The organism is Halogranum roseipondis (genome assembly GCF_059695585.1).
This window is the reverse complement of sequence record NZ_JBUEED010000004.1, coordinates 56,200-82,139: the sequence shown is the minus strand read 5'-3', so window position 1 is coordinate 82,139 and position 25,940 is coordinate 56,200. Positions and strand designations below refer to the sequence as shown.

Genomic DNA, 25,940 nt, shown 5'->3' with positions numbered 1-25,940 from the left:
GTGCTAACGGGGCATGAGGAGTGGGTTCGTCGTCAGTTGTTGGGATCGCACGAAGCGCCGAAGCGAAGGTGCAGTGTGGACAGTCGAACCAGTAGGTCGCGTCCTCGTTCGAGGCGGGGTCAGTGAAGATGATGATGAGCGGATCAGCTCCGCATTCGGGACAGGCGTGGGCTGAGGCGCGCTGATGGTGTTGGCGGCGAGTTGTCGTAGAGTGAGCGCGAGAGGACATAGTGTTGGGAAGGGTGGGGGACAGAGGTTAGTTCTTCTGTGAAGCGAACTGTTCGAGGGATTCCTGTTCGGTTGGGGCTGTCGAGGAGGTTGTGGAGTCGTCCTCCTGGTCGGTGGAAAGAGTGGATGGCGTTCTGGAAGTGACGCCGGGATCGCATTCGTGTCGGTTGTGGTGCTCTTCGAGGTAGTCAAGGCGCTCGGAGTGTGGGCGGTAAAGGATGGTGTCGTCGTCGGTGACGCAGTAGTTCTCGGGTCGCGCTCCGCAGGTAGGACAGTCGACGTACCAGGAGGGGTGGAGATACCAGCCCTCGCCACACCGAATACACGAGTGCTGTGCCTCGGCGTCTGAGTCGGGCACGTGGATGTCCAGGGGTGAGTGGTCGGTCGCGTGGACATCGAGTCCCGTGTTCTGTTTCATGTCGATACTGATGATCCAGTCCTGCTCGACGCAGGGATGCTCGATGACGGCGACTCGGGATCGACGATAGTCGAGGCGCTGCGGCATACAGGTCGCGGTGTGGCCGACTTGGAATATCTGGCCGCCCGCGGCGATGAGTGGGTGGAGTTCCTGCTTGAGTGCTGTATCCCGGCCAGTAGTGCGGCCACCATAATTAGTGGTCTGCTGGAACGCCTCACTCGGAAGGTCCACGACGACGGTGTGGAAGATGTCAGCAGCGAATTCGGCGGCAAGTTCACGCTCGTCGAAATGGTACGCGGCGTCGACGGATTCATCGACGCTCGTCTGCACTAAGTGGCCGTCGTGGGAGAGTGACCGTTCGTACGTCGAGACGTCGAGGACACGTCCGGAGAGGTGGGTGGCAAGGTAGTCGGCGACGCCGTCTTGAGGCATAATCTCGGGGCTGAGGCGGATGTACTCGAGGGAGAGGGGCGTGTTCCCGTTCTCGCTGGTCGCGACACCGCCTGACGCGGTGGCTCCTGCGTTCGGAACTGCGGCGTCAGTCACGTGTACTGGGCGGGTTGCCGACACAGTCTCGTTATCGGGTTTCTGAGCGACGGTCCCAAGCCAGTCGTGCTGGCGACCGAGGGTGTTCCAGATGGTGACCTCTTCGAGCAGATACTCCTCTCCAGGCGGCATAAGCGTCGTCGTATAGCCGAGTCGGATGACGCGACCACCGGGTTTCAGAAGGGCGTCGACCACGCTAGCGAGTTCGGTGATCGTAGGTAGTGTGTCGTCCTCGCGATCGTAAGTAGTCGTGTTCTGTTGTTCCGAGAAGGGTGGGTCGAGGACGATCATATCGAACGATTCAGCTTCGAGGATGTCAGAAAGATCGCGGACATCAACGTGATAGTCAGCATCGATCTCGGGATTGATGTCGTTCCGGACGATCCGCCCATTATGGGTGAGCTGGGTCCGTCCAGCACACGCGTTGAGGACGCGACTGTCGAGTTGCGATTCGACCCAATCACGAAGCTTCTGTGCGTTGAACGTCCAGCGGTCGGGTTGGATCGTCCAGTAGGAGAGCGAGGTGGGCATACTGATGAGTGGAGGATGGTTCGCGGAGCGGGCGCTACAGGGAGGGCGAGTGTTACTGATGGGTTACGTCGGGGACGTGGCCGGTTCGGCCGAGATTGTATCTGACGTATCTGATGTTGGTGAGGTATATGAGTTATTCAACAGAGTTGATTGAGTCTTGAGCATTCTGAGTCCTCGGAACCGATCGGACGGGAGAAATCAAACGATAGAGGCGTTAATTATTAAGTCGGGGTCTGAGAATCGGGGAATCGTATGGCAGACCTGATTGTCCAATCGAAGGTTCGAGAGCATTTCGACGAAATGAACGTCTCGGCAGACTTCTTCGATGCGCTTGACGAGGAAGTCGCTGACCTCCTTGACGATGCTGCGCGTCGTGCAGACGCGAACGACAGGAAGACTGTTCAAACTCGAGATCTCTAAGCCGATTTCGTCATCCTATTTCGTTTGATTCGCTGTTGTTATCTGCACTTTCTGTAGCCGCCGCTCTGAGACACTATACGGTGACGATGGTGTCGCAGTTCACGCATCGAAAGAGGATGGTTTCGCAGTCGGGATCATCGTAGTCGACATCGTGATCGGGGAGGACGGTTGGATCGGAGACGAGCTCGTTTCCCGTGAGGTTCTCGCCGCAGTCACAGGTGAGCGGCCAGTCGAGGGATGAGAGGAGGTCGCTATCTGGAAGTATCCCATACGATGCTTCGTCGACGTACTCGTTTTGGATAGGGTTGAGGAGGTCCTGCGAAACGGCGCTATGTTGGCCGTCGAATCCGCCGTGCCAGAAGACATCGATGGCACGATACTCGATGGTGAGCTGGGTCTTGCATCTCGCACATCTGACGTGGACGTAGTGGGTGTCGAAATTGTTCGGCACCCCTTCTTCGGTAGATTCGAACTTGGAGTTCTGACAGACTGGACACGCTGGCTGTATACTGATGTATGTCGGCTCAGCGGCTGGGTCTGCGTCCTCGTCAGTATCTTGATTCTCGGACGTTGTATCTGGTGGTTCCATAATGATGAGCTGGGTGTGGGATTACGCAGACGATTCAGACGGTGCGTCGGGAGTTTCCGTAGCCGACTCCTCGGACGGGTTCTCAGGAGCGTGGTCGAACGAATTGTAGGTAAGAGTCCCATCAGGCCAAGCGACCCACTGGCCGGCAAGCAGCGGGAAACGGCACTTCTCGAATCCGACGGTCTCCACGACGAGTTGCTCCTCAAGATGGGGAGCGAGACGTTCAAGGAACTCCTCGGTGCAGTATTCTGTTCGATCGACGACACTCCCGTCTTCGTCGAAAATTGGCTTTGTGACCTCGAAGGCGACGTACCCGTAGAGTTCGAGGTACGGGTCGGCGTCCTCCTGGTCGGGTTCGACGACGCCGATGGTCAGGGAGTGGAAACTCCCGTAGAAGTCGTAATCGTCGATGATTGCTTCGATAGCCTCGACCGCATCGGGGTCGACGGTCGGATGATTCGATGCGGTGGTTGCTTGCAGGGTTGCCATAAGCGGTTCAGGCCCGTGGCCGCAAACAAAGACGCTAGGAGCCGAGGGACTGCTGAAGTGATCGAGGGGACCAATAGGGTTAGGCGGTGTCGGTTGATGAGGGTGTGAAATCTTGAAAAGTGTCCCATTCGCCGGGGTACTCGATGCCGGCGTCCTGGTGGATTGTGGTCTGGACGGCGCCGGATGACTCAACCTCAACGAGGACGTCGTCGCGACCGAATCGAGTCGCGAGGAAGTCGTGGATCTCCTCAGCCGGCGCGATGACAGCTTCGGGAGCGTTGTGTGCGGTTTCGATCGTCATAGACGGATCACTTGATGCGGCCAGTGACAAATTCACGTCGGGATTTGATAGCACCCAATCTCTTCCGATCCGCACCCGGGACATTCATCAGTGTCCGAAGAGACGTTGTCCCGCACTGGCGACACTCGACGACCATCTCTGTCTTCCCAGTGGAGAGAAACCGAGCGAGAATTGTGCGGACACTCATAAGTTGTCCTGTTCCGGCGGCTCTGAATTAATGGTTCTGGTGGGCTGTCTCCCCGAAATTCTGGTGTGGGCGGCCTGCAAGCCCGCTAAAAGCTCATTTTTGACAACATTCAAGGTTCGTGTGGAAGGAACACTATCACACGCTCCTTCCATCCCCTTTCCATGCCCGACGACACGCAGATACTCGGTCACTGCCCGGACTGTAATGAGCGTATTACTACTGCGTGGACTCTAGTTGAATACGAAAAAGATGATGGGACAGAAGGCGTGTGGGCCGAGTGTCCGGGATGCGGGGACGTTGTCGCACCGGAGTGATGCACTTTGTGCTGAACTTTGCTGAATGTCGCCTTCTGCTACTCGCGTGAGCGGTGTTGTCCGAGGCGGTCCTTGATCGCGATGATGTTATCCCGAAGGTACTGAGCTTCTTCAGGGTCGATCTGTCCGTTGTTGGCTAGTCTATTGACGGTGTTGAGGAGGCCCTGGATGTTGTCGTCGATCTGTACCGGTACCTCGAACGTATCGGCCTCTGGGTCGTAGAGAGCGGCGAAGTCGTAGCACATCCGGTAAACCTTCCCACAGACCTTGCAGACGACAGGGAGTGAAACGGTCTCGGACTGCGGATCGATGTCTGCCTCGACGTCGGGGCCGGGATCGCGAATCAGCCAGCCGCCCTCGAGGCAGTCGTGGGTTTCCCAGCAGTCCCAATGTGCCTCGCCCTCAAGGTGTATGTCGTCGTCTTTGTAGAGGTTCTTCGTTTCGCGTTCGTCAGCGAGATAGCCACAAATGGCGCAGGTTACGCTGTGGGCGTCGATCCAGCGGTCGTCGGTCGGGTCGGATTCGGACATGAGTGTGGCGTTAGTCGGGGAAGTCTATTGCGTCGGGATCGGTTGCGACGCGGCAAGCTGCCTTGTTGAGTTCGTCGGCGTTGAGGGCCAATCCGATGAACTCCTCGATGGCTTCCTCGTAGGCTGAATACGTCTCGGTTGGACTCGACGTATCCTGGAGCCGCTGGTCGAGTGCCTTGCGGAAGCGTTGCTGTGCGCGGTGTCGAGAAAGACTACCCATACGTAGATTCCTCCACCAGTAGAGGGGAGAGAGAAATTCGGTCGACGATCTATCTGAGTTACCCCACGCAGAGATGGTATCGCCCATTTCGTGGGGTAACTGACAGAGACGGCCTGCTCAATTAGCGCGTTAGAGCCGCGATTACACGCCGATCGTCGCGAGGACCTGCGGGATATAGATAGCTGCTCCTGTGGCACCGAGTCCAGCGACGAAGAGGGCGTTATTTGCCGTACTGTTCGCTGACGTCGTAAGATTCCACGTGTACTCCGTGTCGTCCACGGGGGCGAACGGTTGGATCCCCATCGGCGTTATCACGTCACCGAGGAGGTGCGTCGTGAGCCCCAGCGCGACGAGAAAGCCGACGCCAAGCGCAGGAACAACGAGAGACGGAGCGCTTGCTGTTGACAGCGTCCCGTTCACCGATTGTGTTCCCTGAAGCGCCGCGGCCCACGTCACAGCCGTTGCGATCGTGGACGCGACGATGATGAACCAGACGGTGTGCGTGATACCGCGGTGCGAAACGAAGGGGAGACGCTGGTCGATATCGGGAATCGGTGCCACGCCGGCGACGATAAGTATCCCCAAGAGGGCTTCTCCGGATGCTCGACTAACGGTAAGGAGAAACGCCAGCGGTGAGAAGGCGAGAAGAGCGAGCCCGTAATGACCGCGTCTATGCATCTCTGGAGCTGTTGCTCCATCTTCTTCGTGCAAGAAAAAGACTGTTCCGGGAAGTGAGACTGTCTCATCCTCACTGCGGAAGCGCGGTAGCTTCAAGCACCTCCTCGACTGGCGGTTTGAGGATTGGCTTGATGAGCAGGGGGGAAAGCGAGGAGGCAACAACGGTGGTCGCTCGCTCGGTCTGAGTAGCACAGCCGGGCGGGATCGAATCAGGTATGGGGACAGGTACGCTGTCGTGTTGAGCTGATGACTCGTTCTCTTTGAGCCCCTTGAGGTAGACGCGATCCTGCGTTGCGGTGAGACGCAAGTAGTCGTAATCTGTTTCGTTTGGTGCCAGCCGCTCGTAAGTAGCCGTCCTGAGGCCGTATTTGGACAGCGTCCACTCCAGGTCGTCGGTGTCAGGGAGGTGCGTTCGGATTGTGGAGGGCTCTGTATGGAGTTGGGCAACGACCGTCGCGACTGCGGTCTTGATGTCTTCAATACGTGCGTTCGTCCCTCCGGAGACGCCGTAGTCGCCGTCGTTGTTCTGGACGCTGTGGCCGCGTATCCCAGAAAGTCGCGCCTTATCGCTGGTGTCTGCCTTCCGAACCTGTGAGGGGTTCCCGTAGCCGGTCACGAGTTCGGTCATATAGTGCCACATCCCGTCGCGGTTCGCTCCGGAGTCGTTCAGATAGATACGGTGTCGGACAATCGACCCGCCTTGTCCCCATCGTTCGTCGAAGGCACGTCCCGAGGCTCGGTAGGTGATGGTCGTATCGTCGTGGTAATCGAGTTCCCACTGACCGATACGGGCTGGGGCGACTTTGAGCTCATCAGGAAGGTCAGATGTACAGAAGACGTTATGATCCGGAGTGAGCGCCATAACCTGATCGACGTTCAACAGTGCCGACGGATATGTTTCCTCGAAGACCCTGTGGACATTTTCGTAGAAATCGTTTAGCGGTGTTTCCGCTGTGGAGTGGGTCGCTTCAGACTTCTCAGTCGTCGATGTTACTGCGGGAGTATTTGTTGAGTGGCCGGATGTCGATTCTTCGGTCGTCGTGAACGCATCGAGTTGGGATTGGGAATTCGATGGCATCGTGAGAACTCCGTAATGTTACGAATGACCAACGTGAACTGGCTAGTCGTCGACGCGAGCGAGCGTGTAGTCGTCGTTCCTATCGAGGTAGCAGTGTAGTTCACATATCCGTCGATGGGTCGCAAGCTGGTTGATATCGAGTGCGCTGATAGAGTGCGTGGACGTCTCGAGCGGAGCCAACAATCGTCTTCTCAAGGACACGTCGCCCGTCACGGATGATAGGAGTGAATTGCTCGCTGGCGATCCGGAGGATTGCGTCCAGTCTCGTACAATTTTCGAAGTTGGTAGCAGGAAGATCAAGGACGAACACTTGACAGGTGACGAGCTGATCGTCTACGAAATTCCCTTGGATGTGATCGCGGGGATCCGTAGTTGGTTTTCGGGTGTGAGTCGGGTCGAAGCAGTACGCTCGATAGACCTGCGCTTCGGCGGTTTCTTCGCTGGCCTTGAGATGAGGGTATCGCTCGAGGAACCACGCACGGGTGGTCATCGGTGCGGGCCCGATCGCAGCTACGACGCCAGACTTGGTTTGTGCGAGACCCCGTGGCGGCGTCGCGTTGTCCTCGAGGGCCTGGAAGAGTTCTCGAAGGGCTTGACGCCGGTTCGCCTCGGATTGGAGAACAACGGACATTGTGGAGTGTGGAATACAGATAGTTATTCGCTGAAGGCGTCAAGCGTGACGTTCTCGATGGTATCGGGATCATCGATCGTGACGGCGTCCTCAACGTTTCCTTCAGAGAGGTCGCTATCGTTGTTGGTGTCGTCCTGAGCGGAGCCATCGGCCTCCTCAAAGTCCGTTTTGATGGGTACGTTGTCGGGGTCAAGTTCGGTGATAACCCCGTTGGCGGTTGAGTCGGTAAGGATTCGCGTGGGATGGTTTATTCGCCAAACGTGCCACGTCTCGTAGGTGAGGGAGTTTCCGTGGACGACGTACGCGGGGATGGCGTGGAGTGCAAAGTTGATGACGGCCATATGAGCGCACGTCTTGTCGATGTCGCGTGCAACGACAACGGTGGGCGTGTTAGGTGAGATGTGACGGAGCTGCTGGACAGCGTGGAACGGGAGTCGACCACTCCCGCACGCCGGATCGCTGATCGTGATAGGGTCCTCCTGAGAGGCATCACGAATGCCTTCGGGGGTGCTGAAGAGCATCTGAGCCTTCGCGATGGCGATATTCTGGGGTGTGAAGTGCTGGCCGAAGGCATCACTGTTAGCTCCGTAGTATTCGTAAATCCCACCGAGGAGTTCCGCCGAGTGCGGGTATCCCGGAACGGTCGTTTCTTCCATTGTATTGACGAGGGCTCCGAGTGCAGTCCCATAGGTCTCGAGAACATCTCTGGTGAGATCGTCGTCATCGTGGAGACGATCTGTGAGGTCGTGAACGAGTTCAAGGTAGTCGTCGTCGTTTCGACTAAGAGCGGTGACGATGAAGTTTAGCCAGTTCGTGAAGATGTCGTATGTGCGAAGGCCCGTTTTCTGGTGGACTTCATCGAGATGCTCGGTGATTGGTTCGTATGTACTCGGGTCAGCGATGGAAGCCATCGACGAATCGCCTCAGTTCAACATGGGGAGGGAAAAATCCAGAGAGGGGACACCCCACCAGTTCCGGCGTAAGGAGAGGCGAAAATCACCCCACCGGTTCCGGCATTATCGCAATGGGGTCACCCCTAGACTTCCGTCGTAAACGAGGGACAAATCGTATGAAGTCTCCAGATCTCGGGAGGGGACACCCCACCAGTTCCGGCGTTAGCGTGCGAATTTACTCTCTTTAGATGAAAGTAAGAGCGGGATGAGTGGAACCAAAAGACGGAAGAAAAGCTCCAGAACCCTCGTCAAGAATGAATACTTCAGGATACCACGGACAGATTAGAGACGAGAATTGGTCTCGGGAAAATCCTATCACTACTCGATGACGGACCCACACCCCTTCGGTTCCGTCGTTAGATAGACAAGGGCAACGCAGCTCAAGATCACGATGACCAGACACACCCCACCGGTTCCGACGTTAGCGGCCGTGAAAAGCGGTAACTAGACTGAGAATAGCAGAAGTCGTCTGTATTCTGTCCCACGATAAGAATATGTAAAAGTTGAGTTAGTTAACCCTAGCTTTATTACAATACAGCTTGAATAACTCCGCGGGACGAAATACTAGAGAGGAGGAAGCGGAGCGACTGGTAGGTTCGAGATGAAAATCAGTAACGGGGTGGAACGTCCAGAAACGCCGTAGAGACGCGTTCTATCCACTAAACCGCGATTGTACGTATCCTTCCCGTGGGGGTACACGTTCATCGGTAACGACGGAACCGAAGGGGTGTGTGTGTTGGGTTCCGTGATTGTTCGAAGATCGAGATAGTCCTTCCAGTAGACCTTCTTTCGTGGTAGATTTACGTCGGAAGTCGAGGTGGGAATACTTTTAAGTAATCGGGTTTCGTCGGTGCCTCTATGTCAAACGGCACCTCGACTTCCGATGAAAGTCGAGATTTGGATTCTACGTCTTCAGACGGTCAAGACGACCAATCTCGCGTCCAAACATCGGAACCGAAGGGGAGTCCAGACGAGAATGGAAAACCGCCATCAAGCGACGGGGACGGTCAACAATTCAAGGTTGACGACCCGCTATTTTCTAAACGGAAGGGAGTTTTCCAAAATAAGGAGATGGTCCGTGTCGGTTGGGTACCTGATGGCGATCGAATTGTCGGACGTGACGATTATATTTCCACTATCAGCAGCTGTCTGAACGACGCTGTCTATGGTGGTGCCCCAAATCACATCTCAATTACTGGGAAAACAGGAACGGGAAAATCTCTTGTCTCCCGATACGTTACTCGTCGAGCTGTCAATGCGGCAGTTGATGATATCCGAATAGGCCATACGTATCTAGACTGCTCGAAATCCTCAACTGAAGTCCAAGTCATCTCGACAATCGGCCAACAGCTGAACGACGAGGATATCTATGACGAGGATGAGGACGTCGTGAAAATGCCCGATACCGGGCTACCGAAAGACAAGTTCTACAAACGCCTCTGGCAGATTCTCGATCACTACGATTCGGCTATCATTATTCTTGACGAAGTCGACCTTCTCAAGAGCGACCACGTTCTGATGAGTCTCGCGAAGGCAGTCGAATCAAATGATACGTCGTGTCAAATCGGAATTATAGCAATAAGCAATCAAATCAACTTCTTCGACGAGTTGAACCCACGCACCAAGAGTGCCTTCCAGACTCAAGAACTCAATTTCGACCCATATAATGCAAATCAGATTCAAGAGATTCTTCGCGGGCGTGATGACGCATTTCGTGATGGTGTTCTTACTGATGAGGTCATTCCTCTTGTCGCGGCTTTCTCAGCCCAGGAACACGGAGATGCACGGAAAGCAATGCGGTTATTCAGGACCGCAGGAGAGCTAGCCGATCGTGAGGGAGCTGACATGGTCGAAGAAGACCACGTGCGAAGGGCTCAGGACGCACTTGAAAAGGATCGATTCCGCGACTTCCTCCAGGGTACCCCCACTCAAATGAAAGCAGCTTGTCTCTCGATTGCTGCTAAGTCACTTTACTCGCGTGACGATTACATCATCACAGGTGAACTCTACGATGCGTACCAGCAGATCACTAACGCGATAGATATGGACACGATTGGGATACGGCGGTTCCGGGATATTCTTGATGAGATGCAGCTCAGCCAGGTAATCGAAACTAAAGAGGTGAATATGGGAAAAGGCGGTGGCCGCCACAACTCTCATCGGTTACTCCACAATCCTGAGGCTATCCTTGATATCGTAATGGAGGATTCTCGATTCGGAGATATCTCTAAATCCTCGCTGAAACGGTTCGCCTGACTAATCAGATATTATATTGATGAGATGTACCTTCGTTTAGTCCACTCGTCGCGACGGGGCACAGTACGTCCTTCACGGTTCTCCCAATCAGTACTAGAGACGGGTTTGATCCGATCGAGTTCGAACCCAGCGGCTCGGTAGCAGACTCCAGTGTTGTCGTCGACGCCGGCGATCGCGACGAGTCGCTCTCGCTCGGTATGCTCACGTACCCAGTCTCGAAGACGCGCAAGCATCCAACTCGACGTATTCGGTGGGCGATTCGGGTGATTCGCAAGCCGTGTAACATACAGCTCTTCACGAGCCCCGTCGTAACTGTATGTGTACGGCTGTGCGAGTACCGCCACTGAGTACGGATGCCCCTCGTGGGTAGCGATGAATCCGGCCTTCCATTTCGCGACACCGCCGAGGCGGTGGTCGATGCGGCCGTCCGGACCACCGATAAGAAGGTGATTGACGAATTGCCGACTCCCTCGTCCACAAACGCGGTGGACTGTGAGGTCGGTGACGTCCTCGAGAGGCGGTGGCGTGACACGCTTGGGTTCCCAATGGGAGACCCTCCAGTCCGGTTTTTCACCAGGTTCGACGTTTATCTGTGGGAAATCCGGCATTCCCGCTGGTGGGTATGTACGCCACTCAGGATCACTCGAATGGAGCGCTGCGACCATCGACTCATCGGCAGGGAGCCGTTCCTGGAAGTGAACGACCAATGAACGGCCTCCTCGAGTGAGCTGAACGTTAGTGATGACGCGACGTCGGTAAACAGCCTTCACCTCGGGAATGGGGAATCGACTTCGAGAGTCGATGACGGTTCGCTCAAAGATGTGATCGCCGGCGCGAATCGTCGATGCGAGCTCGGTTGGTTTGTTGCTGGCCAGCGAGGAATGGTCAAGAGGTGCTGGTTTTGACCCGTCACGAACGGGAAAAGCAAGTGATGACATACTGATGGGTCGACAGAGTGATGGCGGTTACTCGGTCTCCGGAGCGATGTGGTGGAGGGAGTGGCCGTCTGGGGTAAACCACTCACAGTCGAAGGAGACTGATCGGGGGATATCTCCACAGCCGAATTCGAGGACTGCTTCAACCGTCGTGTCGTCGACGATCGTGACGCGGTATAGTTCGCCGTCGTAGGAATTCCAGTACCGCTCGCCGACTGCAACGTCGGTCCGTCCAGTCGTCGCGAACGCTGTTGATTTCCCGTCAGGGAGCTCTACCCGGAAGGCTATCCGATTCGGGTCATTAAGCGTCTCGAAGAGGTGTGACTCACTCGGCATAACGCGCTAGAAATGGACGTCGGCGGGGACGAGCCATCCCCGGGACATCTGCTCATCTTCTTTTGTGGCCGCTGCGGCGTCACCGTCGCCGCCGACAGTACCGGACGAGGCGTTGTGTAGGCGATCGACGTATTTGTCGACGGCCGTCGGTGATACGAGACCGCCTCCGTATTCGTTATAGATGTACACTGACGGTCCTCGACATTCGGCGAGCTGTCCCAGGTGGAATCGTACTCCGTCGACGTTGTTCATCACGTCCTCAACGGAGAGATCTTCGACTTTCGACTGGAATCTCGACAACGTATCTCGGAACTCCTCTGTTTGTTCTTCGAGCGCGTCATCGAGGAGTGCTTGCCCCTCGTCGCTGTCGAGTGGGAACGCTGGAGCGACCGTTGTCTCGTCGACAGTCTCAGAGCTGCCATCACTGATGACGTTCGCGACGTGCGGCTTGTAACGTGAGTCCGATTGATCGAACGTCCCGTAGTAGTCGTAGACACTGGCAGTATCGACGCCGACACCGACGAGTTTGTCGAGGGCGCTGTGAGCGCGGGCGAGGGCGTCGTCTTGAGTGGTACCGGGAACAAGTACGCGGATAAGCTGGTGCATCTATCGATGGAACCTCCACTCTTAGTGGAGGGTGAGAAATACACGGTGAGAGCGTGTCGTATTGTGGGGGTAAACTATAGTAATCGTTAGAAGTAATTACGTATATCTGGGGCAGAAAGCTGTTCAAGAGCGTGGTCGATCGCCGACGTAAGTTCATCAAGTGAGTCGAACAACCGGTTGCTGAGCGTCTGTTTCAGCTGTCGCCAACACTCTTCGACTGGATTTAGCTCGGGTGTGTACGCTGGTAACTGAACGAATTCGAGGTCGTCACGGGCCGCCAGGTCCGTGACGGCCGACGCCCTGAAGTACGGCGCGCCGTCAAGAATAATGATCAAATTTCCTTGGAATTCTTCACACAACGCGAGGATATATCGATGTTGCCCGCGAAGGGATTTACTGCCATGTTACGTGTCTCGGTTCATACTGGAAGATCCCAACATCAGGCTCAGGGTTCCCCACCAATCGGAGGCTCTCAACTGCATTCACGCCGTCGCTTAACTGCTCACTATAGACTCGATCGACAACAGCCCTGATTTTCTCGATGAGCTCTGAATCGGTCTCTCCAGCCATCCTACCTTAACAAATAAAACTCGATTGTTAAATAGAACTGCCAACACCTGTAAAAGTGGATTTGCTAACGAGGAGTCACACGGTTTTGTATGAGGCCTTTTGATTGATACCGGTCATCTTCGTACTTTGGTTCCGTCAGATAGCTACTGTCGACGTCTTCGATAGACTAGGTAGGTCGTGGGTCCGAAGAATCCGAAGACAAGCCCTAAGTAGTGGGATAGAATGTTCACTGCGCCATCGCCTTGGGCAATATCTTGAGGAAAGAGCAGTACTGGAGAGATCAGGAACAGGAGACTGGTGATCATAACCAGTTCAAAATATCCCTCCATCGAAGTTAGCTCGACAGCAGCATTCTTTGCTTCGTCAAGACCTATCTGGTATATGTCGTAGATGGTAAGGAGTACTGCGATCAGCAGGATTCCGGCTGCTGCAGTAACGCCGGAGTAGGTTAGTGCGATGATTCCGGCGGCTATTAGAAACAGTACGACTCCGTGGGTTGGTTCTATCTTCTCTGAGACTTTATTGTGGATGAATAGGAATAGCGAGACGGGGAGAAGGCCAAAGAATGCGGAGCCGATTCCGGAGAAGCCTGCTCCGGTTCCAGAGCCAAGGACGGCTATGTTGATTAGGGCTATCACGAACGGCAGGATGAAGAGAAGTGACAGAAACGTGTATCGGAACAGCTTCCGTTCATTCGCCAGCACAAAGAGCAGATATATTGGGCCGATCAGGACGCAGTAAGCCGCTAAATTATTGCTGAAGTGATCGAATCCTCGATGTACAAAGGCAGAGCTCCAGAGGTTGAAAATAGAGTAATCACCGTAGTCCAGGATCAAAGCGTTCTGAATTGATTCAGGAAGCAGGAAGATCAGCAAGAGAAGGATTGGCACCGAAGAAATCAAAACCAAATCCGAAACCCGTGCTTTCTCTCTTACTTCGCTCCGAAAATCACCAAACCACGTCATAGAACGAAACATCCCCTCAAGGCCTAAATAATCGGGTTTGTTGAAATCATCAGCTGATGACACATTCTTTTTCGGCTGCGGTCAATAAATTGGTGTTCTTCATAGTGAAAACAGCTGTTATATAGTCTACATTTCCCCCTTCCAGCATATCAAACACATCCACAAACTGTTTGTATTGGCGATAAACGTATGTTCCTTAATCAATATAATCTGGTATGGACCGTAGAGACTTTCTCCTGAGTTCGACTGCGGTGCTCACATTTGGTTTCTCGTCGGTTGGCAGTGCGGTAACATCTGCTAATGAAAACACAATTAACGGAATAACTCTCCCCGAGTTTGGCGATCAGTGGGATGACGAGGAAATATCCGAAGAAGCGTATAGCTTCGATTGGGAGGGGGTTCGAGCAGAGCAAGCAGAGCTTGGGGGAACCGCTGACGAATTCGCGTCAAATGCACCGTCTATTGCGTCCTTCCTAGCTATTCGTGCAACCCCTACACAGATGATTCAGAATGATGAAGAGGATACCTCATCACGAATTACAATCGGTGGTGGTCCAGTCCCATTTTCTGTATCGGTCAATAACCCGATGACGATTCTTCGAGAGAATACTTGCGGAGAGAACCCCTATAGTGAGACAACCACTAATTTCGCCCAGGAGGTATATACACAACAAACGCGCGAGTTGCATGGTTATGGGGGTGAGCCGTCTATACAGGATGGGTTACAGAAAGATTGGTCCATAAGCTGTATCAGGGAATTCGGGTATGAGAAACCCCAGTACCGCCACTTCGGCTTCACATTTGAGGTAGAGTGGGAAGCTGGTGACAACGACGAATTGGAAAACATCGATTTCCGAGGTCTCCTTTCCCTCGAAAGCTCTGGAGAAGAGTTTCTGCTCGTCGGTGGTATGGTGCCGGACGAAAGCGTGTCAACTGGGCTCCTCGGTGAAGAGATCGTTGAGGATGAGAGTAGCTTACAGTCGACGTTAGTGTCTATGATGGAAGAGACCACGCTGGCTGAGGAGTAAGTCAACCCGCTGTATGTATCGACGGCGGTGGAACACTTGTCACAATCTGGTGATCTCACAGAGTCAGTTAGAACATATCGAGACCGGCCTGTGCTGAATCGCTCTCGTTGATCATCTGTGTTGCTGTACTCTCGGCTGTATCGGGATTCTCCCCGGGAGCCTGTCCAGGAAGACAGGGGAGACTCTGGAGAAGCTGGTCGGAGATCTCACCGGCCGCGAACCCCTCGGCAAGACGTTCCGCTGCCGTCGTCGTGGAATCGTGTAGCCAGAACGCCTTGGGGACGTCACCGGTTTCGACGTCAAGATCATCGACGTGCTCGGTAAACCAGCGGTCGCGGTCGCGCTTGAGCACTTCGCGGAGGTTACGGGCTTGATCGCGAATTTCGTCGTCTGCGGGGAGGATCGTGAAGTTTGAGGGAAGCATCGCGTCCGCATCTTGGTCATCGTCACCGATTCCGTCGAGGTACTGGCGGAAGGCGTACTGATAGAGGCTGACGAACTCCGTGTTCGTGAATGCCGCGTGGGTGAGGGAGGCCGTCGAACAGAGTACTGTGAGCTCGCCCCACGTTGCGACGGGCACACGTTCACCTGGAGGTGTGTCCTTGACGAGTGCGCGACGCTCCTCGTAGATACCGTCAGTAAGATTGGCGGCGCCGGCAGCGTGATCACTCGCGATGATCGGGTCTGAGGTTATGCGATATGTCTGGATCTTAGTGAGAGTACTTGTATCGATCTGCATAGTCAGGAGGAGTGGAGTGCTTGGGAAGGCTATCGTCGAACGTGTGAAGTCCGCGAGACATCGGGACTCACAAGCAGGCTGGTGACGGGTCGTGTGGGTGGTGGTCGGTGCCGTCGAGTGAATCGCATTCGGACGTGTCGTCTTGAGTGGAACATGACGGGCAGGAAGCGGGGTCGTTGTCGTGTGGGCAGCGGAGGGGGGCACCGTCTCGTTCCAAGACTGTCTGGACGGTATCGAATTGGGCGACGATGAGAGTGTCTGTCGCGACGTGGTAGTAGGCGTTGGCGTCGACAACGGTGTTGTCGAGGACCTCGACGAGGATAGCGTTGTGGAGAGCTTCAGTGAGCGTAATCGCGGGCGACCCGCGCGTAAGCCACTGCAGTTGGGGGTGGCTCCCCGAGTCTGTAATGGAGGGCGTCATCGTGATCACCGTTGCTTCCGGGGCGTGTGGGTGGCAGCGACAGTCGGGCTGACGAACCGGCGGGCGCGCTGCGGGATGTCAACACCGACGTCGATTGGGAGAACGTACTTGGCGTCAAGGTCCTCTTCGTGGGCGTTGGCGAGACGGGACGCAGCCGCGAGCTCGTGTTTGCACATCACCGCCCACTTGTTCGTCTGCTTGTAGGGACAGCCACAGACGACGGCGTCCGACCAGGGAAGGAACGCGTAAGTGGACCCGCTGGCGAATTCCCCGACGAGGAGCGGCGCCGGGAGAGTGATCCCGTATTCGGAGGGCAGGATGTGGTTATCGAGCTGGGCTTCCCGAATGACGTCGTCTACATCGAAGTCGTGTCCGTCGGCATACTCGATGGGATCGGTGTTCGCGTCGACGATGGCGACTCCGTGGAAAGTGTTTGTGTGGAGGGGGAGGAGGGAGTCGGCTGTTCCTTGAATAGTGTCGAGATTTTTCGGGATGAGCTCCGTGTACCACTTTCGGCGATCGGCGCGAATCTGCTCGAGCTCGCGGTAATGTGGTTCGAGCTCACCTGTGAGGAATGCAGGAGCCTCGCCCAGGAAGTTATCGAGGCGGTCGTAGGAGGGAAAGAACCGGCGTTCGCTTTCGTAAGTATCGACGAGCGTTTTCTGGATGTACTGCCGGGCGAGCGGGGTGGGAGGGTGGGTCTCGTGAGATAAGAGCCCGCCAGCCTCGATGATGTCGAGACGGATGCGGTGCTCGATCGGTTCGATCTCCGGTGGGTCATTACCCGTGGTGTTCTCATAGTCAGGGTGCGATGCGTCGAGCGCGCCTGGGGGAAGTTCGAGCGGTGGGAGGTGCTCGTCCGCCGGGGTGATCTGGTGGGTAGACATCCGTAGTTACCTCCACCTCCTGTGGGGGGCGAGAAAGCAACTGGAGAGTGCTCATCACAATTTACCCCACAATAGTTATGGCTATGCCCCTCTGTGGGGTAACTAATGACGGACGACACTGAGCGACCTTCTGGACCTGACCTTCCGGCACACGTTCGAGACGTGGTGGATGAATTATCGGTCGAAGAGCTGGAGGACTTGGCTGACTACGCACAGGCTCTTGCCGATTGGAAGCGGGAGCAACCACCTGCATCTCCAGATACTGCTCCCGAGGATGCTGTCGACGATGATGTCGTCGAAGACCTTGAGGAGCAGGGTGTCTCGATGGACCCCGACGACTACGATGATGTCCCTGCTACAGGGGCCTACATCACGGTGAAGGAGCCGAAACAGGGATACAGGTATTATTATTGGCAATGGCGAGACGGTGACACTTGGAAGAACGAGTATATCGCGCCTGTCAATCCGAAGGGGGACTGATTCTCGTGTCAGATGACGGTGACGTTTCCGAAGACGCCCTCGAACTCTTTGCGACCGAGGGTCGGCGATCCGCGGAGCCAAGTGTGGTGGGCGCCGCGCTGGACTTTGAGATAGGGGTGGCCGCCGTCGTTTCGGAGCATTTTGAGCTGCTTACACCATTTCCCCTTTTCGTTTGTACCGATCTCCGCGAGAAGCCCTTCTCCACCCTCCTGGTTGTCAGCCCAGTCGACGAGAACATCGAAGTTCGCGGGTGAGAATGGATCAACAGGGAGCGTATTCCGGACTTCCGTAATGATGTCGCGGAGTTCGTTGGGGTAGAAGATGACGGGAGTCGGATCGGGGTGGTCGTTGACGGTTGGATCGTATGTGGAGTCGAATTCGTAGCCGATTTCAGCGGTTTGATAGCCCGTTGCGGCCCGGCCGTACTCTGAGGGCCGATCGAGGCCTGTTGGCGTGACGATTGCGAGCGACGTGGTGCCGTCGTCGTCTCCCCAGTTTGCTTCTGCTAATGCGAAACGCATAGCCCACTCGTCGTATATCCGATATTAAAAAATACCGGTAGAATAGGTGTGAACAGCGGGATGGCTTGGGTGAGATCGGGACGGCCGTTAGTAGAGGCTAGTGAGACCGAGACTGGCGAAGAGGATAGCGTTATAGCTACCGTGAATGAGGATCGGGACGAAGAGTGAGTCGGTACGCTCGTAGGTGAAGCCGAGGATGAGTGATAGCGCAAAGAGTGAGAGAAGGACGTTTCGGATGCCGCTCAAAGAACCCTGCAGGGCGAAGAGATGCACGCTCGCGAAAAAGAAGCTGGCGAGGAGTATTGCTCCGATGGCAGAGAAGTACCTGCGGAGATACCCTTGAATGAGGCCGCGAAACAGGATTTCTTCGCAGGGTCCAGTGATGAGAAGGGATACGACGATGAGCCCGCCGAACATAGGGAGGGAGGCGTGTTTGGTGGCCTCGATCGCAGTCGCGTTCTGTGCGGTTGGAACGTTGAAAAACGTGAAGAGGGACGTGAGTACGTATTCTGTGACAATCATCACGAGAATGCCGCCGAGTATCCAGCGGGCGTCGCGATGAGTCGGACGACGGAAGCGGAGGCCTGTGGGGAGGAGGTCCGTTTTCCAGTAGAGGAGACCACCGACAAAGATCGCGTATCCGAGTTCACTAAACGCGGCGGAAGCGAGGAAGCGTGCCGTCTCTGATTGCTGGGCAACTGGGTAGGCCTGATCAAGAACGACGATGCCCACATAGCCGACGATGAGACTGGTAATGATCGCGCCGAAGATGAAGCCAAGTACGAGGACGACGGAGCGGAGCGTTCGCCAGAGGTAGATGACGTCCTCCTCGAATGTACTATCTGTAGCCATCGCTGTTCGCGTCGTGTGTAACGGTTGTAGGCTCGCTGGTATTAACGGTCGGGTGAGTCAGCCAGCTGTGTAATCGTTGGGTGCGCTCTGTTGAGAGGAAATGTCAGGATACGTGTCGGTACAGGTTGGGCCAGTCTGATCGACAATTGCGGTGAACGCGTCTCGGTTGAGGTTCCAGTCGAGAGCGCGGTCGTAGTCCGGCGTGGGTGAGCTCGTTCCGTCGACGAGCTCCTGAAACTCGACGGTCATTTTCGCTTGACTACCTGGTGCGTCGCGCCATCGAATGACTGTTCCCCCAGTGTGGTCGTTGGTGTCGACGGTGACGGTACCGAAGCGGTCGTCGTGATCGTCGTGATCGAGCTTTGGGTTGCAGAACGCGGCGACTTCAGAGGCTGAGTAAAAGCCGTCGTCGCGACCACGGTTCGTCTCGACGGGAAACTTGAAATCGTCCTGCTCGGTACAGCGGAAGACTCCTGAGAGTTTATACTCGTCGACGGTTTCACTCGTGGTGTATCCCGATCCGAGCACGGGAGAGTCCACTGTGCCCGTAGAAATGAGGAGGGCTGCGGTATCCGGTTCGGGGAAGGGTCGAATGTACCGATAGATGTGTTGGCAGTCGGTGTTCGTACACTGCCGGAGTTCGACGGCCTTGCCTGCCTGCTGTTCGATACGTATCGGTTCGCCACTGCGTTCTTCACACGCTGGGCAGACGCGATGGTCGCTATCGGGCGTCCAGGCGTGGAGACAGTCGAGGCGGTCTTCCTCGAGGCGGTAGACGCGGTCGAACCGCGCAAGCAGGTCACTCGGCTGGGGGGCGCGATCGTCGTTGTCTCCGGGGAGTTCGTGTGTCCACGCGATGCCGGCTATCGACGACTGCTGGTTGATGGTGCCCCCGATGAGCTGCCCTTGTGTGCCGTCTTCGGCGACGACTGAGAGCGGGCTGTGGAAGATCCCGAAGTTTCGCTTGACGACCGCGTATTCGGTGCCATCGATCCAGAGAAGGTCGCCTTCGTCTGCCGCGTAGAGGTCTTCGGCTGTCTCCACGGAAGCCGTTACTCGTTCCGCAGGAGGTTGTTCGAGGACGTGTCCCTTGTAGTCGAGATCCGTGAGCTGCGCTTGAGGAGTTCTGGTTGTGTCGGTCATAAGAGGCGCTCGCTGTCTATCGGCGACGAAGAAATCTACCTCCTGACAGTGCCATATGTCAGTTGTCTCCGCGAACGTGGTCACGGAACGCAGTTCGAGTCTGTCCCTTCTCGAGCATCTTCCGAGTGAACGCACGATACTCACGGCGTGCGTGGCCGAGGACTTGCGGATCGAGTGAGCCGTCCCACTTAACGAGTTCGCGGATGTCGACGCCACTCCCCATCGAGAGAAATACGGCAACCATATTTTCGGGCCCCCAGAGTTCATCCCCGGCAAGGATGGCGTTCGCCTCCCAAGGGACGCCTGTAATCTTTTCGGAGAGTTCACGGGGGTTCCAGGGTATCCCGTCGTCGGCCGACGAGACGTCCGTAACCTCGGGATTCGACATCGTGCGATCCTCTTCGAGAGTGAAGAACACTCGAGCCTCATTGAAGCCCTCACACGGAAAGTAGAGACGTCGCGCGGCGCAGTCCTCGCAGTAGGTCGCAAGTGGCGTGAGCGGCCGCTTCCCGGGATGCTCACGTATTTTGGACTGCCAGACGGGATGGTCGGGATTGAGGACGCGGTCGGTAACGTACTGTGCGACACGGGGAGTGCTCGAATAGGCGACGCCAGCGGCGCAGAAGTCGCAGATGAAGCGGTCAGGATGGTCGTGCTTCGTCTCGTACGTATGGCCGTCGTAGAGGTCGAGGAGCTGTGCAACGGTCCAGTCGGGGTTGATACGGGTGTCGTGGTCGATCATCGGTTACCTCCTGATCGGGACGCCGTTGAAGCGGACGTCGAGGATACCGCGGTAGTGTCGCTCTCCGTGTTGAGTTGGTCTCCCTTTTCGACGTCGTTGACCTGTGTATCGTACCACCGGAGCTCGCCGTGGCGGCCCTCCTGTTTCCGGTGGATCCCGGTGGATTCGACGAGTCTGATACCTGCCAGATTTTCCTTGTGAACGCGACAGCGGAGGCACAAATACTCGTCTTGGAGCCGGTCCAGAATTGCGGTCGCGACGCCTATCCGTCGCGCGTTCGGTGTGACGGCGATTCGACTCACGAACGGCATTCCGACGGTATCGACGACTGCCATTCCGAGGCGGTCACCGTCGAGAAGGGCCTCCCACGCCTCTTCCTGTTTTTCGGCGGCGGTCAGATTCGGGACATCGTGGATCTCGTAGAAGAAGCACCACACGGCGTTTGGCGAGAGCCGTGAGTATCCGACGGTAATGTCGGGATCGGTGTCGATGGATGCCATCGGTCAGGTGGTCAGATTTTGGTACGGGACGTGCGAGAGGTACGTCCGGCACTCGGGGCAGATAACCGAGAGGACGGGACCGTTCGCGTCGCCAGTCTTGACGTACTCGAACTCGCCGTGACTCGAGTTGTAAATGTCTTCGCTGACCGTCATGGCGCTCAGGGCTTCGGTCCCACAGACCGGACAGGGCTCTCCGAATCCCCAGTCCGGTTCGTGAATTGATTGCCGGATTTGGAATGCGTCGGACGGAAGCTGACGGAGGAGTTTCTGGACGTATTCGGGACCGACAGTATCATCGTCCGGCGATTTGGAGGGGATGAGGAGTGACTCAAGAACGTCTGAGGGGGATTGATCTTCGGAGTCGATTCGCTCTTCTTTGATGTTGATGACGATGACTGTCATGGAAGGCTTGAGAAGGGAGCTGCTGGGTTTGACACCCCGCGGGGCTACTAGCGGATTTGGACGTGGTGGGTTAGTCCACGTCGATAGGCGTGTCGAGACGGGCGGCGGCGACGCGATAAGCGGCGACAATCTCGTCGACGGTGACGTCGTCGTCTGCCTCGCGCTCGATGGTGATCTCGATCTCGCGGCGGACGGTGTCTGCGTCGTGGCTGTATCGCCAGATACCTTGTTCGACGCGGGGGTGGGTCAGGATGTTGTTTGGGACTCCGAGGTCGTCGACGGCGCGGAGAACTTCGGCGGTTGCGTGAACCCGGTCCCCGTAGCCATCGATCCCTTCTCGGAGCGCCTCGATGGCGTCTTGGAAGGTGAGGTCACTGGCCTCTTCACTAGCGGCGATGTGTGCGGAGACGGTGTCGGATGTTTCGGTGGGAAGCTGGCGCTGGGGTTCTGAGGTCATATTCACTTTTAATTAGTGCGAGAGTGGACTGCTTTGACCGAGCGGAATACTCGTGACTTCGACGAGTTCGAGGTGGCTGTCCGCTTGTGCCTGCTTGGCCGCCTTCTCACGGTTCGTTGTGAGTGTCGGGCCGAACTGACCAAGCTTGAGGAGGACGTCTCGTTCCGAGTTGAGCACACCGTATTGCTTGATCTCGCCTCCTGCTGCGGGCTCGTCGGCGCGGTCGACGACGTCGATGTTGAGTGACTGCCACGGCTTCCCGGTGTACTCGACGTGGACGTCCTCGCCGTGTTGGCGGGCGATGTAGTCCCACGCTTGGATGAGTCCCTTCAGGGCATCGTGGCGTTCGCCTTGATCACGACCGAGTATGTCGACCGTGAGGGCTGTCGTCGCAAACGCCATATGGACTCCCTGTCGGTTTTTGAGCTGCTGTTCGACATCGAGCCTCTCGGGGAGATCCGAGAGATCGAATTCTGACGGTGGAAGGAACGATCGCATTTTGTGCACCTCACTTCTGATGGGGGCGAATAACAACAGGTGGTGCGACTACTCGTGCCAGATTCGAGCATCGAGGAACGGGCCTTCGCGATAGATCTCTGCGTCGTCGAAGACGCGGTCGAGCTGGCGCTTGACCCGGCGGAGGCTCGGTGCGCGCTCCGGGGGACGGAATTGGAACGCGGAGTACCAGGTTGCTTGGTCTTCTTCGATACCTTTCGGGAGGAGGACGGGAGTGAGTGCATCCGACCAGAGATTCCGATCATCAAGGATGGCTTCGAGTGTATTGTGGGAGAGGGATTCACCGGAGGTATCTTCGGCGTAAACGAAGACTGTCTTTGGATATGAGCTACCGACCCTGTAGTCGCGGTTGTACTGATGATTGAGGCCACCGAGAGCGCGGTATTCTGCCCCGGTATCGGGGTCGATCGGGCCGAATTCTCCGGGTTCGCCGACAGCTTCGAAGTTGCCCGAGGGCATATAGCGTTCGTTGAGTGGGGCGTGCGTCACGTGGGCGTACGCAAGCCGGCTGAGAGTGGCGAACGGTGCGGCCGAATCGGTGTCGTCGGATGGCGTGGTGGATGCGTTGGACATAGTATCGGATCAGGTTACGACGGAAGTCCGGGGGTGTTGGTGAGTCAGGACTACTCCGGCGACGGGATGAAAGGGATAATCACGCGCTCTCTTGGTTGATGGCGGTCACCTCGTCGCCAGGAACGAGCTCGTCGCGATCGCGGCGCTCATCGCAGTTCGTACAGTAGACGCCCTCATTTTCAACGTCACTTCCGACAACCTCACCGCGCTTCATACCGACCTCTTCGAAAGTACCGTCCTCGTACTTCTGGATGTCGCCGAACTGGACTTCTTCAATGATCCAAGAGAACGACCGGCCGCCACACTCCGGGCAGGTCATCGGAACCGGCGTGTTGTGTTCAAACGTCATACGTCGACCTCCACGTTCTCTAGGGCCCGTTCGTACAGGGCATCAGTGATCTGCGTCTCGGTTTCAGAGATTGCCGACTCGAGTGAGCGTTCATCTAGATCGCCGAGATCTGGATCGGCCAGCTCGCCGTCGATGAGGTGTTGCGTTGCGACTGCCGTATGGGCTGCGAGAACGGCGATAGCGGCGTCAAAGGCTGGGCCACTGAGGATGCCTGTTTGCATCTCTCGATAGGCCGCGTCGTAGTCTTCAGGCGAGCCGGGAGACGGAACAATATCGTTGAGCGAGCTGGTCTTGGTGAGGTCGTACGCGATGGCGTCTTGGGAGTCGTAGCCATCGCGGAGGGCGATACCAAAGCCGGCACGTTCCAGCGTGTCGAAAAGTTCGATGAGTGCGGCTTGTGAGGTGTCGTCAGGGACGAGGAGTGAGGCAACGGAGTCCTCGTCTCGAGTGCTGTCTGTCATTTGTTATTGAAACCTCTTCGCGCCTGTAACGGAGAAGAAAAACTGGGCTCGAAATAGTAGTTACTTGGGGCGGTAAGCGGGGCCCGATTCGTGCCTCGTGACTTTGGTTACCGTGATGGCGTCGACGTCGACCTCGAGAATACCGGGATGGTCAGGGGTGGCAGAGAGATCGAAAAGTCCCTTATTGAGGCGTTCTTGAAGCCAGTCGGCGTAGATGTCGGCTGGAATTGATTCGTCGAGGTCCTCTGTTGCACCAAGGGGAATCTGTACGTTGATGGTTACCGTTCGATCGTGGTGAGTGGACGAATTCATAGCGTGTGGAGCTGTAGGTAATCTATCGCTGGTCTCGAATCGCGTCGAGACTAAACCCCTCGTCAGGGTTGCGGATGGCCTCGAGCGTGTCGGTGACGAATTCGAGCGCCTCAATCTCTGACTGAAGCCGGGCGATTTCTTCCTCGCGGTCTTGGATGGCGTCGATGATGGCGGCTTCTGCCTGCTGGTAGTCAGCGTCCTCACGGACGTCGTTGTCGTCGTCCTCTTGGATTGATGTGGTGAGTGCCGATGACGGGAGTTTCCCGTCGGGGCGGGGGACCGTCTCTTCTTCAACTTCGATAGCGACACGTCGGACGTGCTTACAGCCGCCCTCTGGATCGCGATCTTGGTAATCCGGACAAGTACACGTTTCGTCGATGAGGTCGACAGTGTAGGTCTCCCCGGACTCACCGGTTACTGAGTAGATGCCGCCCTGCTTGAGGAGCGCGACATCCATCGTTTCGTTACGAGCGCGTTCGTCACGTCGGTCAGTACTCTGGGGCAGCGTTGGGGACGAGGCGGATTCGTCTCCGGTTACTGCGGTGGAGTGTGAACTCACGATATGATTCCTCCACCTGCTGGCAGGGGAGTGAAAAACGCCCGCGTCACAGATCGCTCATCTATTCACGTGATGGCTGGCGATGCCTATGACGGCGTTTTGGAAGTCGAGATCGCTATTCGGTTGTTTCGGAGCAAGGCCCTGCAGATCGGACTCTCGTTTCTTGGTCGTTCTCCTTGACCTGGGTGGTGAGGACTCGGTGGGTGTCGGAGTCGTGGATACGACGCTGGCGCTCGAGGCCGTCTTGAGGGTTCGGCCCTGCGAGGGCGATGACGAACCAGCCTGAGTCGGGTGCGCCACGAGTTGCGTCCAGGACGCGGTAGATACGGCCAGACTCATCGTCGAGGAAGAGGACCTCCAAGTTCTTGCTCTCTGGAGAGCGGTCTGCTTGATCGATCGCGGTCAGGACGCACTCGTCTTCGAATTGGTCGCAGAGCTGCTCGAACGATTGTGGACTATCCGTGTCAGTCATCGGTTGTTCTATCCTCTACTTCTCGGGGGTCGAACAAACACAGGTAGAGATGCTGGAAGAATATGTTGACTACGTGCTTGAAGCCGAGGAGGGTTTAAAAATCAATCTGACCGCTGATGAACTGGCGCAGTCAGTAGCTGATTTCACAATTCGAGTTAACCGTGAATCTCTATCCACTCTTGATACTCTTTGGTAGAGAGCAACCGACCACACTGTGCGCAGTAATGTAAATCTCGTCCCCCCTGCTTTCGCTCTACAGACAATCGGGTGTCGCTTTCAATAGAAGCACAATTGGCACAGGTCTCGTTGGCCCGTTGTTCCTGCCGTCGCTGACGTGCTTCATCAAGATGCTCCATCATTTCATCAATCACTGTGTGATTCTCTCTAGCTTGCTGGAGGAACTCAACGTCCAGCACTTCAACCGTGATTATCGTTGGCTCCGTCTCGGTGTTAACATCACTAATTCTGGCAGTAAAGACACACACGTCGCCTGGAACGATTCGTGTCTCGACCGCCTGTTCATATCTGATTTGAACCCCTTGAACGGCTTCTAAAAAATCAAGATCAAGGAACTCGGCCTGTTGATTTGGAAGGACTCTGACGGGTATTTCGCCCACTGCGCCAGTATTAGTCACCCATCGCCAGTCCGTCATCAATTGCGTATAATGATGGAAACTTGTTAGTAATTACTGGGCTGTGGTTGATGACCCGCGTGAAGAAAACTATCGCCCGATATCTGTGACAG

Annotated in this window: 34 protein-coding genes and 1 pseudogene; 5 read left to right on the top strand and 30 right to left on the bottom strand. The window is 56.1% G+C overall.

Going from position 1 to position 25,940, the window contains the following annotated elements; translation table 11 throughout:
- Positions 1 to 256 precede the first annotated feature (256 nt).
- Entirely contained in the window at positions 257 to 1,483 is a 1,227-nt protein-coding gene (locus EOHIBHHM_RS19990) for a hypothetical protein (protein ID WP_497257332.1), read from the bottom strand.
- Positions 1,484 to 1,975: 492 nt separating this feature from the next.
- Here EOHIBHHM_RS19990 and EOHIBHHM_RS19985 point away from each other — a divergent pair, with 492 nt between their 5' ends.
- A complete protein-coding gene (locus tag EOHIBHHM_RS19985) occupies positions 1,976 to 2,143 on the top strand; it encodes a DUF1931 domain-containing protein (RefSeq protein ID WP_211087404.1) in 168 nt (55 codons plus the stop codon).
- Positions 2,144 to 2,216: 73 nt separating this feature from the next.
- Here the strand turns inward: EOHIBHHM_RS19985 and EOHIBHHM_RS19980 are convergent, their stop codons facing one another.
- From EOHIBHHM_RS19980 to EOHIBHHM_RS19970, 3 genes are all read right to left on the bottom strand, one after another.
- Positions 2,217 to 2,732, bottom strand: a complete 516-nt coding sequence (locus EOHIBHHM_RS19980; RefSeq protein WP_156105791.1) for a hypothetical protein — start codon at positions 2,730 to 2,732, stop codon at positions 2,217 to 2,219.
- A gap of 21 nt (positions 2,733 to 2,753) precedes the next feature.
- A complete protein-coding gene (locus EOHIBHHM_RS19975; RefSeq protein WP_123622964.1) occupies positions 2,754 to 3,221 on the bottom strand; it encodes a hypothetical protein in 468 nt (155 codons plus the stop codon).
- Positions 3,222 to 3,300: 79 nt separating this feature from the next.
- On the bottom strand, positions 3,301 to 3,522 hold the full coding sequence (locus EOHIBHHM_RS19970; RefSeq protein WP_089768525.1) for a hypothetical protein: 222 nt from the start codon (positions 3,520 to 3,522) through the stop codon (positions 3,301 to 3,303).
- A 348-nt stretch (positions 3,523 to 3,870) separates the two neighbouring features.
- Here EOHIBHHM_RS19970 and EOHIBHHM_RS19965 point away from each other — a divergent pair, with 348 nt between their 5' ends.
- On the top strand, positions 3,871 to 4,023 hold the full coding sequence (locus tag EOHIBHHM_RS19965) for a DUF7837 family putative zinc-binding protein (RefSeq protein WP_164471136.1): 153 nt from the start codon (positions 3,871 to 3,873) through the stop codon (positions 4,021 to 4,023).
- A 38-nt stretch (positions 4,024 to 4,061) separates the two neighbouring features.
- On the opposite strand, the gene EOHIBHHM_RS19960 is transcribed toward EOHIBHHM_RS19965, so the two are convergent.
- The 5 genes from EOHIBHHM_RS19960 to EOHIBHHM_RS19940 all read right to left on the bottom strand — a co-directional run bounded on the left by EOHIBHHM_RS19960 (position 4,062) and on the right by EOHIBHHM_RS19940 (position 8,071).
- The gene (locus EOHIBHHM_RS19960; protein ID WP_089768523.1) at positions 4,062 to 4,553 is read right to left on the bottom strand and encodes a hypothetical protein; all 492 of its coding nucleotides are present in this window, start codon (positions 4,551 to 4,553) and stop codon (positions 4,062 to 4,064) included.
- A gap of 10 nt (positions 4,554 to 4,563) precedes the next feature.
- Entirely contained in the window at positions 4,564 to 4,773 is a 210-nt protein-coding gene (locus tag EOHIBHHM_RS19955; protein ID WP_089768651.1) for a hypothetical protein, read from the bottom strand.
- A 141-nt stretch (positions 4,774 to 4,914) separates the two neighbouring features.
- On the bottom strand, positions 4,915 to 5,451 hold the full coding sequence (locus EOHIBHHM_RS19950) for a metal-dependent hydrolase (RefSeq protein ID WP_497257328.1): 537 nt from the start codon (positions 5,449 to 5,451) through the stop codon (positions 4,915 to 4,917).
- Positions 5,452 to 5,521: 70 nt separating this feature from the next.
- Positions 5,522 to 6,529 (bottom strand): hypothetical protein, encoded by a 1,008-nt coding sequence (locus EOHIBHHM_RS19945; RefSeq protein WP_211087405.1) that lies wholly within the window; start codon positions 6,527 to 6,529, stop codon positions 5,522 to 5,524.
- Positions 6,530 to 7,183: 654 nt separating this feature from the next.
- Complete coding sequence (locus tag EOHIBHHM_RS19940; protein WP_497257517.1) at positions 7,184 to 8,071, bottom strand: N-6 DNA methylase; 888 nt, start codon at positions 8,069 to 8,071, stop codon at positions 7,184 to 7,186.
- Positions 8,072 to 8,971: 900 nt separating this feature from the next.
- Here EOHIBHHM_RS19940 and EOHIBHHM_RS19935 point away from each other — a divergent pair.
- Complete coding sequence (locus EOHIBHHM_RS19935) at positions 8,972 to 10,369, top strand: Cdc6/Cdc18 family protein (RefSeq protein WP_123539434.1); 1,398 nt, start codon at positions 8,972 to 8,974, stop codon at positions 10,367 to 10,369.
- A 965-nt stretch (positions 10,370 to 11,334) separates the two neighbouring features.
- Here EOHIBHHM_RS19935 and EOHIBHHM_RS19930 read toward each other — a convergent pair.
- The 5 genes and pseudogenes from EOHIBHHM_RS19930 to EOHIBHHM_RS19910 form a co-directional block, all read right to left on the bottom strand.
- On the bottom strand, positions 11,335 to 11,640 hold the full coding sequence (locus EOHIBHHM_RS19930) for a hypothetical protein (RefSeq protein WP_497257515.1): 306 nt from the start codon (positions 11,638 to 11,640) through the stop codon (positions 11,335 to 11,337).
- Between the two features lie 6 nt (positions 11,641 to 11,646).
- A complete protein-coding gene (locus EOHIBHHM_RS19925) occupies positions 11,647 to 12,246 on the bottom strand; it encodes a DUF7995 family protein (RefSeq protein ID WP_497257513.1) in 600 nt (199 codons plus the stop codon).
- Positions 12,247 to 12,332: 86 nt separating this feature from the next.
- Positions 12,333 to 12,617, bottom strand: a pseudogene (locus EOHIBHHM_RS19920) (transposase); the annotation flags it as partial.
- A 22-nt stretch (positions 12,618 to 12,639) separates the two neighbouring features.
- Positions 12,640 to 12,816 carry a hypothetical protein gene (locus tag EOHIBHHM_RS19915; RefSeq protein WP_497257511.1) on the bottom strand — a complete coding sequence of 59 codons (177 nt, stop codon included), beginning with the start codon at positions 12,814 to 12,816 and terminating at the stop codon, positions 12,640 to 12,642.
- A 143-nt stretch (positions 12,817 to 12,959) separates the two neighbouring features.
- Complete coding sequence (locus tag EOHIBHHM_RS19910) at positions 12,960 to 13,844, bottom strand: hypothetical protein (RefSeq protein ID WP_497257509.1); 885 nt, start codon at positions 13,842 to 13,844, stop codon at positions 12,960 to 12,962.
- A gap of 152 nt (positions 13,845 to 13,996) precedes the next feature.
- Here EOHIBHHM_RS19910 and EOHIBHHM_RS19905 point away from each other — a divergent pair, with 152 nt between their 5' ends.
- Positions 13,997 to 14,809 carry a hypothetical protein gene (locus tag EOHIBHHM_RS19905; RefSeq protein WP_497257507.1) on the top strand — a complete coding sequence of 271 codons (813 nt, stop codon included), beginning with the start codon at positions 13,997 to 13,999 and terminating at the stop codon, positions 14,807 to 14,809.
- A gap of 67 nt (positions 14,810 to 14,876) precedes the next feature.
- Here the strand turns inward: EOHIBHHM_RS19905 and EOHIBHHM_RS19900 are convergent, their stop codons facing one another.
- Together EOHIBHHM_RS19900 and EOHIBHHM_RS19895 are read right to left on the bottom strand one after the other, a co-directional pair.
- Complete coding sequence (locus tag EOHIBHHM_RS19900; RefSeq protein ID WP_497257505.1) at positions 14,877 to 15,389, bottom strand: hypothetical protein; 513 nt, start codon at positions 15,387 to 15,389, stop codon at positions 14,877 to 14,879.
- 585 nt (positions 15,390 to 15,974) lie between these two features.
- Positions 15,975 to 16,856 (bottom strand): hypothetical protein, encoded by an 882-nt coding sequence (locus tag EOHIBHHM_RS19895; RefSeq protein ID WP_497257503.1) that lies wholly within the window; start codon positions 16,854 to 16,856, stop codon positions 15,975 to 15,977.
- A 105-nt stretch (positions 16,857 to 16,961) separates the two neighbouring features.
- Here EOHIBHHM_RS19895 and EOHIBHHM_RS19890 point away from each other — a divergent pair, with 105 nt between their 5' ends.
- The gene (locus EOHIBHHM_RS19890) at positions 16,962 to 17,336 is read left to right on the top strand and encodes a hypothetical protein (protein ID WP_497257501.1); all 375 of its coding nucleotides are present in this window, start codon (positions 16,962 to 16,964) and stop codon (positions 17,334 to 17,336) included.
- A gap of 8 nt (positions 17,337 to 17,344) precedes the next feature.
- Here EOHIBHHM_RS19890 and EOHIBHHM_RS19885 read toward each other — a convergent pair whose 3' ends face one another.
- The 14 genes from EOHIBHHM_RS19885 to EOHIBHHM_RS19820 form a co-directional block, all read right to left on the bottom strand.
- A complete protein-coding gene (locus tag EOHIBHHM_RS19885) occupies positions 17,345 to 17,857 on the bottom strand; it encodes a hypothetical protein (protein WP_089768484.1) in 513 nt (170 codons plus the stop codon).
- Positions 17,858 to 17,944: 87 nt separating this feature from the next.
- On the bottom strand, positions 17,945 to 18,709 hold the full coding sequence (locus tag EOHIBHHM_RS19880; RefSeq protein ID WP_497257499.1) for a CPBP family intramembrane glutamic endopeptidase: 765 nt from the start codon (positions 18,707 to 18,709) through the stop codon (positions 17,945 to 17,947).
- Between the two features lie 57 nt (positions 18,710 to 18,766).
- On the bottom strand, positions 18,767 to 19,936 hold the full coding sequence (locus EOHIBHHM_RS19875) for a hypothetical protein (RefSeq protein WP_497257497.1): 1,170 nt from the start codon (positions 19,934 to 19,936) through the stop codon (positions 18,767 to 18,769).
- On the bottom strand, positions 19,911 to 20,594 hold the full coding sequence (locus tag EOHIBHHM_RS19870; RefSeq protein WP_497257495.1) for a hypothetical protein: 684 nt from the start codon (positions 20,592 to 20,594) through the stop codon (positions 19,911 to 19,913). Before EOHIBHHM_RS19870 ends, EOHIBHHM_RS19875 begins: the two co-directional genes overlap by 26 nt.
- Entirely contained in the window at positions 20,591 to 21,094 is a 504-nt protein-coding gene (locus EOHIBHHM_RS19865) for a GNAT family N-acetyltransferase (protein ID WP_497257493.1), read from the bottom strand. The genes EOHIBHHM_RS19870 and EOHIBHHM_RS19865 overlap by 4 nt, the downstream gene beginning before the upstream one ends.
- Positions 21,095 to 21,097: 3 nt before the next feature.
- Positions 21,098 to 21,496: a hypothetical protein gene (locus EOHIBHHM_RS19860; RefSeq protein ID WP_497257491.1), complete on the bottom strand. Its 399-nt coding sequence runs from the start codon at positions 21,494 to 21,496 to the stop codon at positions 21,098 to 21,100.
- A gap of 70 nt (positions 21,497 to 21,566) precedes the next feature.
- Entirely contained in the window at positions 21,567 to 21,953 is a 387-nt protein-coding gene (locus tag EOHIBHHM_RS19855) for a hypothetical protein (protein WP_497257489.1), read from the bottom strand.
- Between the two features lie 12 nt (positions 21,954 to 21,965).
- On the bottom strand, positions 21,966 to 22,355 hold the full coding sequence (locus EOHIBHHM_RS19850) for a hypothetical protein (RefSeq protein WP_487331559.1): 390 nt from the start codon (positions 22,353 to 22,355) through the stop codon (positions 21,966 to 21,968).
- A 144-nt stretch (positions 22,356 to 22,499) separates the two neighbouring features.
- Positions 22,500 to 23,042, bottom strand: a complete 543-nt coding sequence (locus tag EOHIBHHM_RS19845; RefSeq protein WP_487331558.1) for a hypothetical protein — start codon at positions 23,040 to 23,042, stop codon at positions 22,500 to 22,502.
- 79 nt (positions 23,043 to 23,121) lie between these two features.
- Positions 23,122 to 23,391 (bottom strand): hypothetical protein, encoded by a 270-nt coding sequence (locus EOHIBHHM_RS19840; protein ID WP_497257487.1) that lies wholly within the window; start codon positions 23,389 to 23,391, stop codon positions 23,122 to 23,124.
- The gene (locus EOHIBHHM_RS19835) at positions 23,388 to 23,852 is read right to left on the bottom strand and encodes a hypothetical protein (protein WP_497257485.1); all 465 of its coding nucleotides are present in this window, start codon (positions 23,850 to 23,852) and stop codon (positions 23,388 to 23,390) included. Before EOHIBHHM_RS19835 ends, EOHIBHHM_RS19840 begins: the two co-directional genes overlap by 4 nt.
- 334 nt (positions 23,853 to 24,186) lie before the next feature.
- Positions 24,187 to 24,723, bottom strand: coding sequence for an SWIM zinc finger family protein (locus tag EOHIBHHM_RS19830; protein WP_497257483.1), 537 nt, complete (start codon positions 24,721 to 24,723; stop codon positions 24,187 to 24,189).
- A 115-nt stretch (positions 24,724 to 24,838) separates the two neighbouring features.
- A complete protein-coding gene (locus EOHIBHHM_RS19825; protein WP_497257481.1) occupies positions 24,839 to 25,195 on the bottom strand; it encodes a hypothetical protein in 357 nt (118 codons plus the stop codon).
- A 155-nt stretch (positions 25,196 to 25,350) separates the two neighbouring features.
- Positions 25,351 to 25,848: a hypothetical protein gene (locus EOHIBHHM_RS19820; protein WP_497257479.1), complete on the bottom strand. Its 498-nt coding sequence runs from the start codon at positions 25,846 to 25,848 to the stop codon at positions 25,351 to 25,353.
- Between the last annotated feature and the right edge of the window lie 92 nt (positions 25,849 to 25,940).

Bases quoted from the DNA above. Each gene is read 5' to 3' on its own strand.
- EOHIBHHM_RS19825 (WP_497257481.1), bottom strand. From the start codon at position 25,195: ATGACTGACACGGATAGTCCACAATCGTTCGAGCAGCTCTGCGACCAA.
- EOHIBHHM_RS19885 (WP_089768484.1), bottom strand. From the start codon at position 17,857: ATGCGTTTCGCATTAGCAGAAGCAAACTGGGGAGACGACGACGGCACC.
- EOHIBHHM_RS19840 (WP_497257487.1), bottom strand. From the start codon at position 23,391: ATGACGTTTGAACACAACACGCCGGTTCCGATGACCTGCCCGGAGTGT.
- EOHIBHHM_RS19865 (WP_497257493.1), bottom strand. From the start codon at position 21,094: ATGGCATCCATCGACACCGATCCCGACATTACCGTCGGATACTCACGG.
- EOHIBHHM_RS19965 (WP_164471136.1), top strand. From the start codon at position 3,871: ATGCCCGACGACACGCAGATACTCGGTCACTGCCCGGACTGTAATGAG.
- EOHIBHHM_RS19940 (WP_497257517.1), bottom strand. From the start codon at position 8,071: ATGGCTTCCATCGCTGACCCGAGTACATACGAACCAATCACCGAGCAT.
- EOHIBHHM_RS19905 (WP_497257507.1), top strand. From the start codon at position 13,997: ATGGACCGTAGAGACTTTCTCCTGAGTTCGACTGCGGTGCTCACATTT.
- EOHIBHHM_RS19960 (WP_089768523.1), bottom strand. From the start codon at position 4,553: ATGTCCGAATCCGACCCGACCGACGACCGCTGGATCGACGCCCACAGC.
- EOHIBHHM_RS19975 (WP_123622964.1), bottom strand. From the start codon at position 3,221: ATGGCAACCCTGCAAGCAACCACCGCATCGAATCATCCGACCGTCGAC.
- EOHIBHHM_RS19985 (WP_211087404.1), top strand. From the start codon at position 1,976: ATGGCAGACCTGATTGTCCAATCGAAGGTTCGAGAGCATTTCGACGAA.
- EOHIBHHM_RS19990 (WP_497257332.1), bottom strand. From the start codon at position 1,483: ATGATCGTCCTCGACCCACCCTTCTCGGAACAACAGAACACGACTACT.
- EOHIBHHM_RS19945 (WP_211087405.1), bottom strand. From the start codon at position 6,529: ATGCCATCGAATTCCCAATCCCAACTCGATGCGTTCACGACGACCGAA.
- EOHIBHHM_RS19850 (WP_487331559.1), bottom strand. From the start codon at position 22,355: ATGGCGTTTGCGACGACAGCCCTCACGGTCGACATACTCGGTCGTGAT.
- EOHIBHHM_RS19980 (WP_156105791.1), bottom strand. From the start codon at position 2,732: ATGGAACCACCAGATACAACGTCCGAGAATCAAGATACTGACGAGGAC.
- EOHIBHHM_RS19880 (WP_497257499.1), bottom strand. From the start codon at position 18,709: ATGGCTACAGATAGTACATTCGAGGAGGACGTCATCTACCTCTGGCGA.
- EOHIBHHM_RS19935 (WP_123539434.1), top strand. From the start codon at position 8,972: ATGTCAAACGGCACCTCGACTTCCGATGAAAGTCGAGATTTGGATTCT.
- EOHIBHHM_RS19855 (WP_497257489.1), bottom strand. From the start codon at position 21,953: ATGACCTCAGAACCCCAGCGCCAGCTTCCCACCGAAACATCCGACACC.
- EOHIBHHM_RS19970 (WP_089768525.1), bottom strand. From the start codon at position 3,522: ATGACGATCGAAACCGCACACAACGCTCCCGAAGCTGTCATCGCGCCG.
- EOHIBHHM_RS19895 (WP_497257503.1), bottom strand. From the start codon at position 16,856: ATGTCTACCCACCAGATCACCCCGGCGGACGAGCACCTCCCACCGCTC.
- EOHIBHHM_RS19955 (WP_089768651.1), bottom strand. From the start codon at position 4,773: ATGGGTAGTCTTTCTCGACACCGCGCACAGCAACGCTTCCGCAAGGCA.
- EOHIBHHM_RS19820 (WP_497257479.1), bottom strand. From the start codon at position 25,848: ATGACGGACTGGCGATGGGTGACTAATACTGGCGCAGTGGGCGAAATA.
- EOHIBHHM_RS19915 (WP_497257511.1), bottom strand. From the start codon at position 12,816: ATGGCTGGAGAGACCGATTCAGAGCTCATCGAGAAAATCAGGGCTGTT.
- EOHIBHHM_RS19890 (WP_497257501.1), top strand. From the start codon at position 16,962: ATGACGGACGACACTGAGCGACCTTCTGGACCTGACCTTCCGGCACAC.
- EOHIBHHM_RS19870 (WP_497257495.1), bottom strand. From the start codon at position 20,594: ATGATCGACCACGACACCCGTATCAACCCCGACTGGACCGTTGCACAG.
- EOHIBHHM_RS19860 (WP_497257491.1), bottom strand. From the start codon at position 21,496: ATGACAGTCATCGTCATCAACATCAAAGAAGAGCGAATCGACTCCGAA.
- EOHIBHHM_RS19925 (WP_497257513.1), bottom strand. From the start codon at position 12,246: ATGCACCAGCTTATCCGCGTACTTGTTCCCGGTACCACTCAAGACGAC.
- EOHIBHHM_RS19835 (WP_497257485.1), bottom strand. From the start codon at position 23,852: ATGACAGACAGCACTCGAGACGAGGACTCCGTTGCCTCACTCCTCGTC.
- EOHIBHHM_RS19845 (WP_487331558.1), bottom strand. From the start codon at position 23,042: ATGTCCAACGCATCCACCACGCCATCCGACGACACCGATTCGGCCGCA.
- EOHIBHHM_RS19950 (WP_497257328.1), bottom strand. From the start codon at position 5,451: ATGCATAGACGCGGTCATTACGGGCTCGCTCTTCTCGCCTTCTCACCG.
- EOHIBHHM_RS19930 (WP_497257515.1), bottom strand. From the start codon at position 11,640: ATGCCGAGTGAGTCACACCTCTTCGAGACGCTTAATGACCCGAATCGG.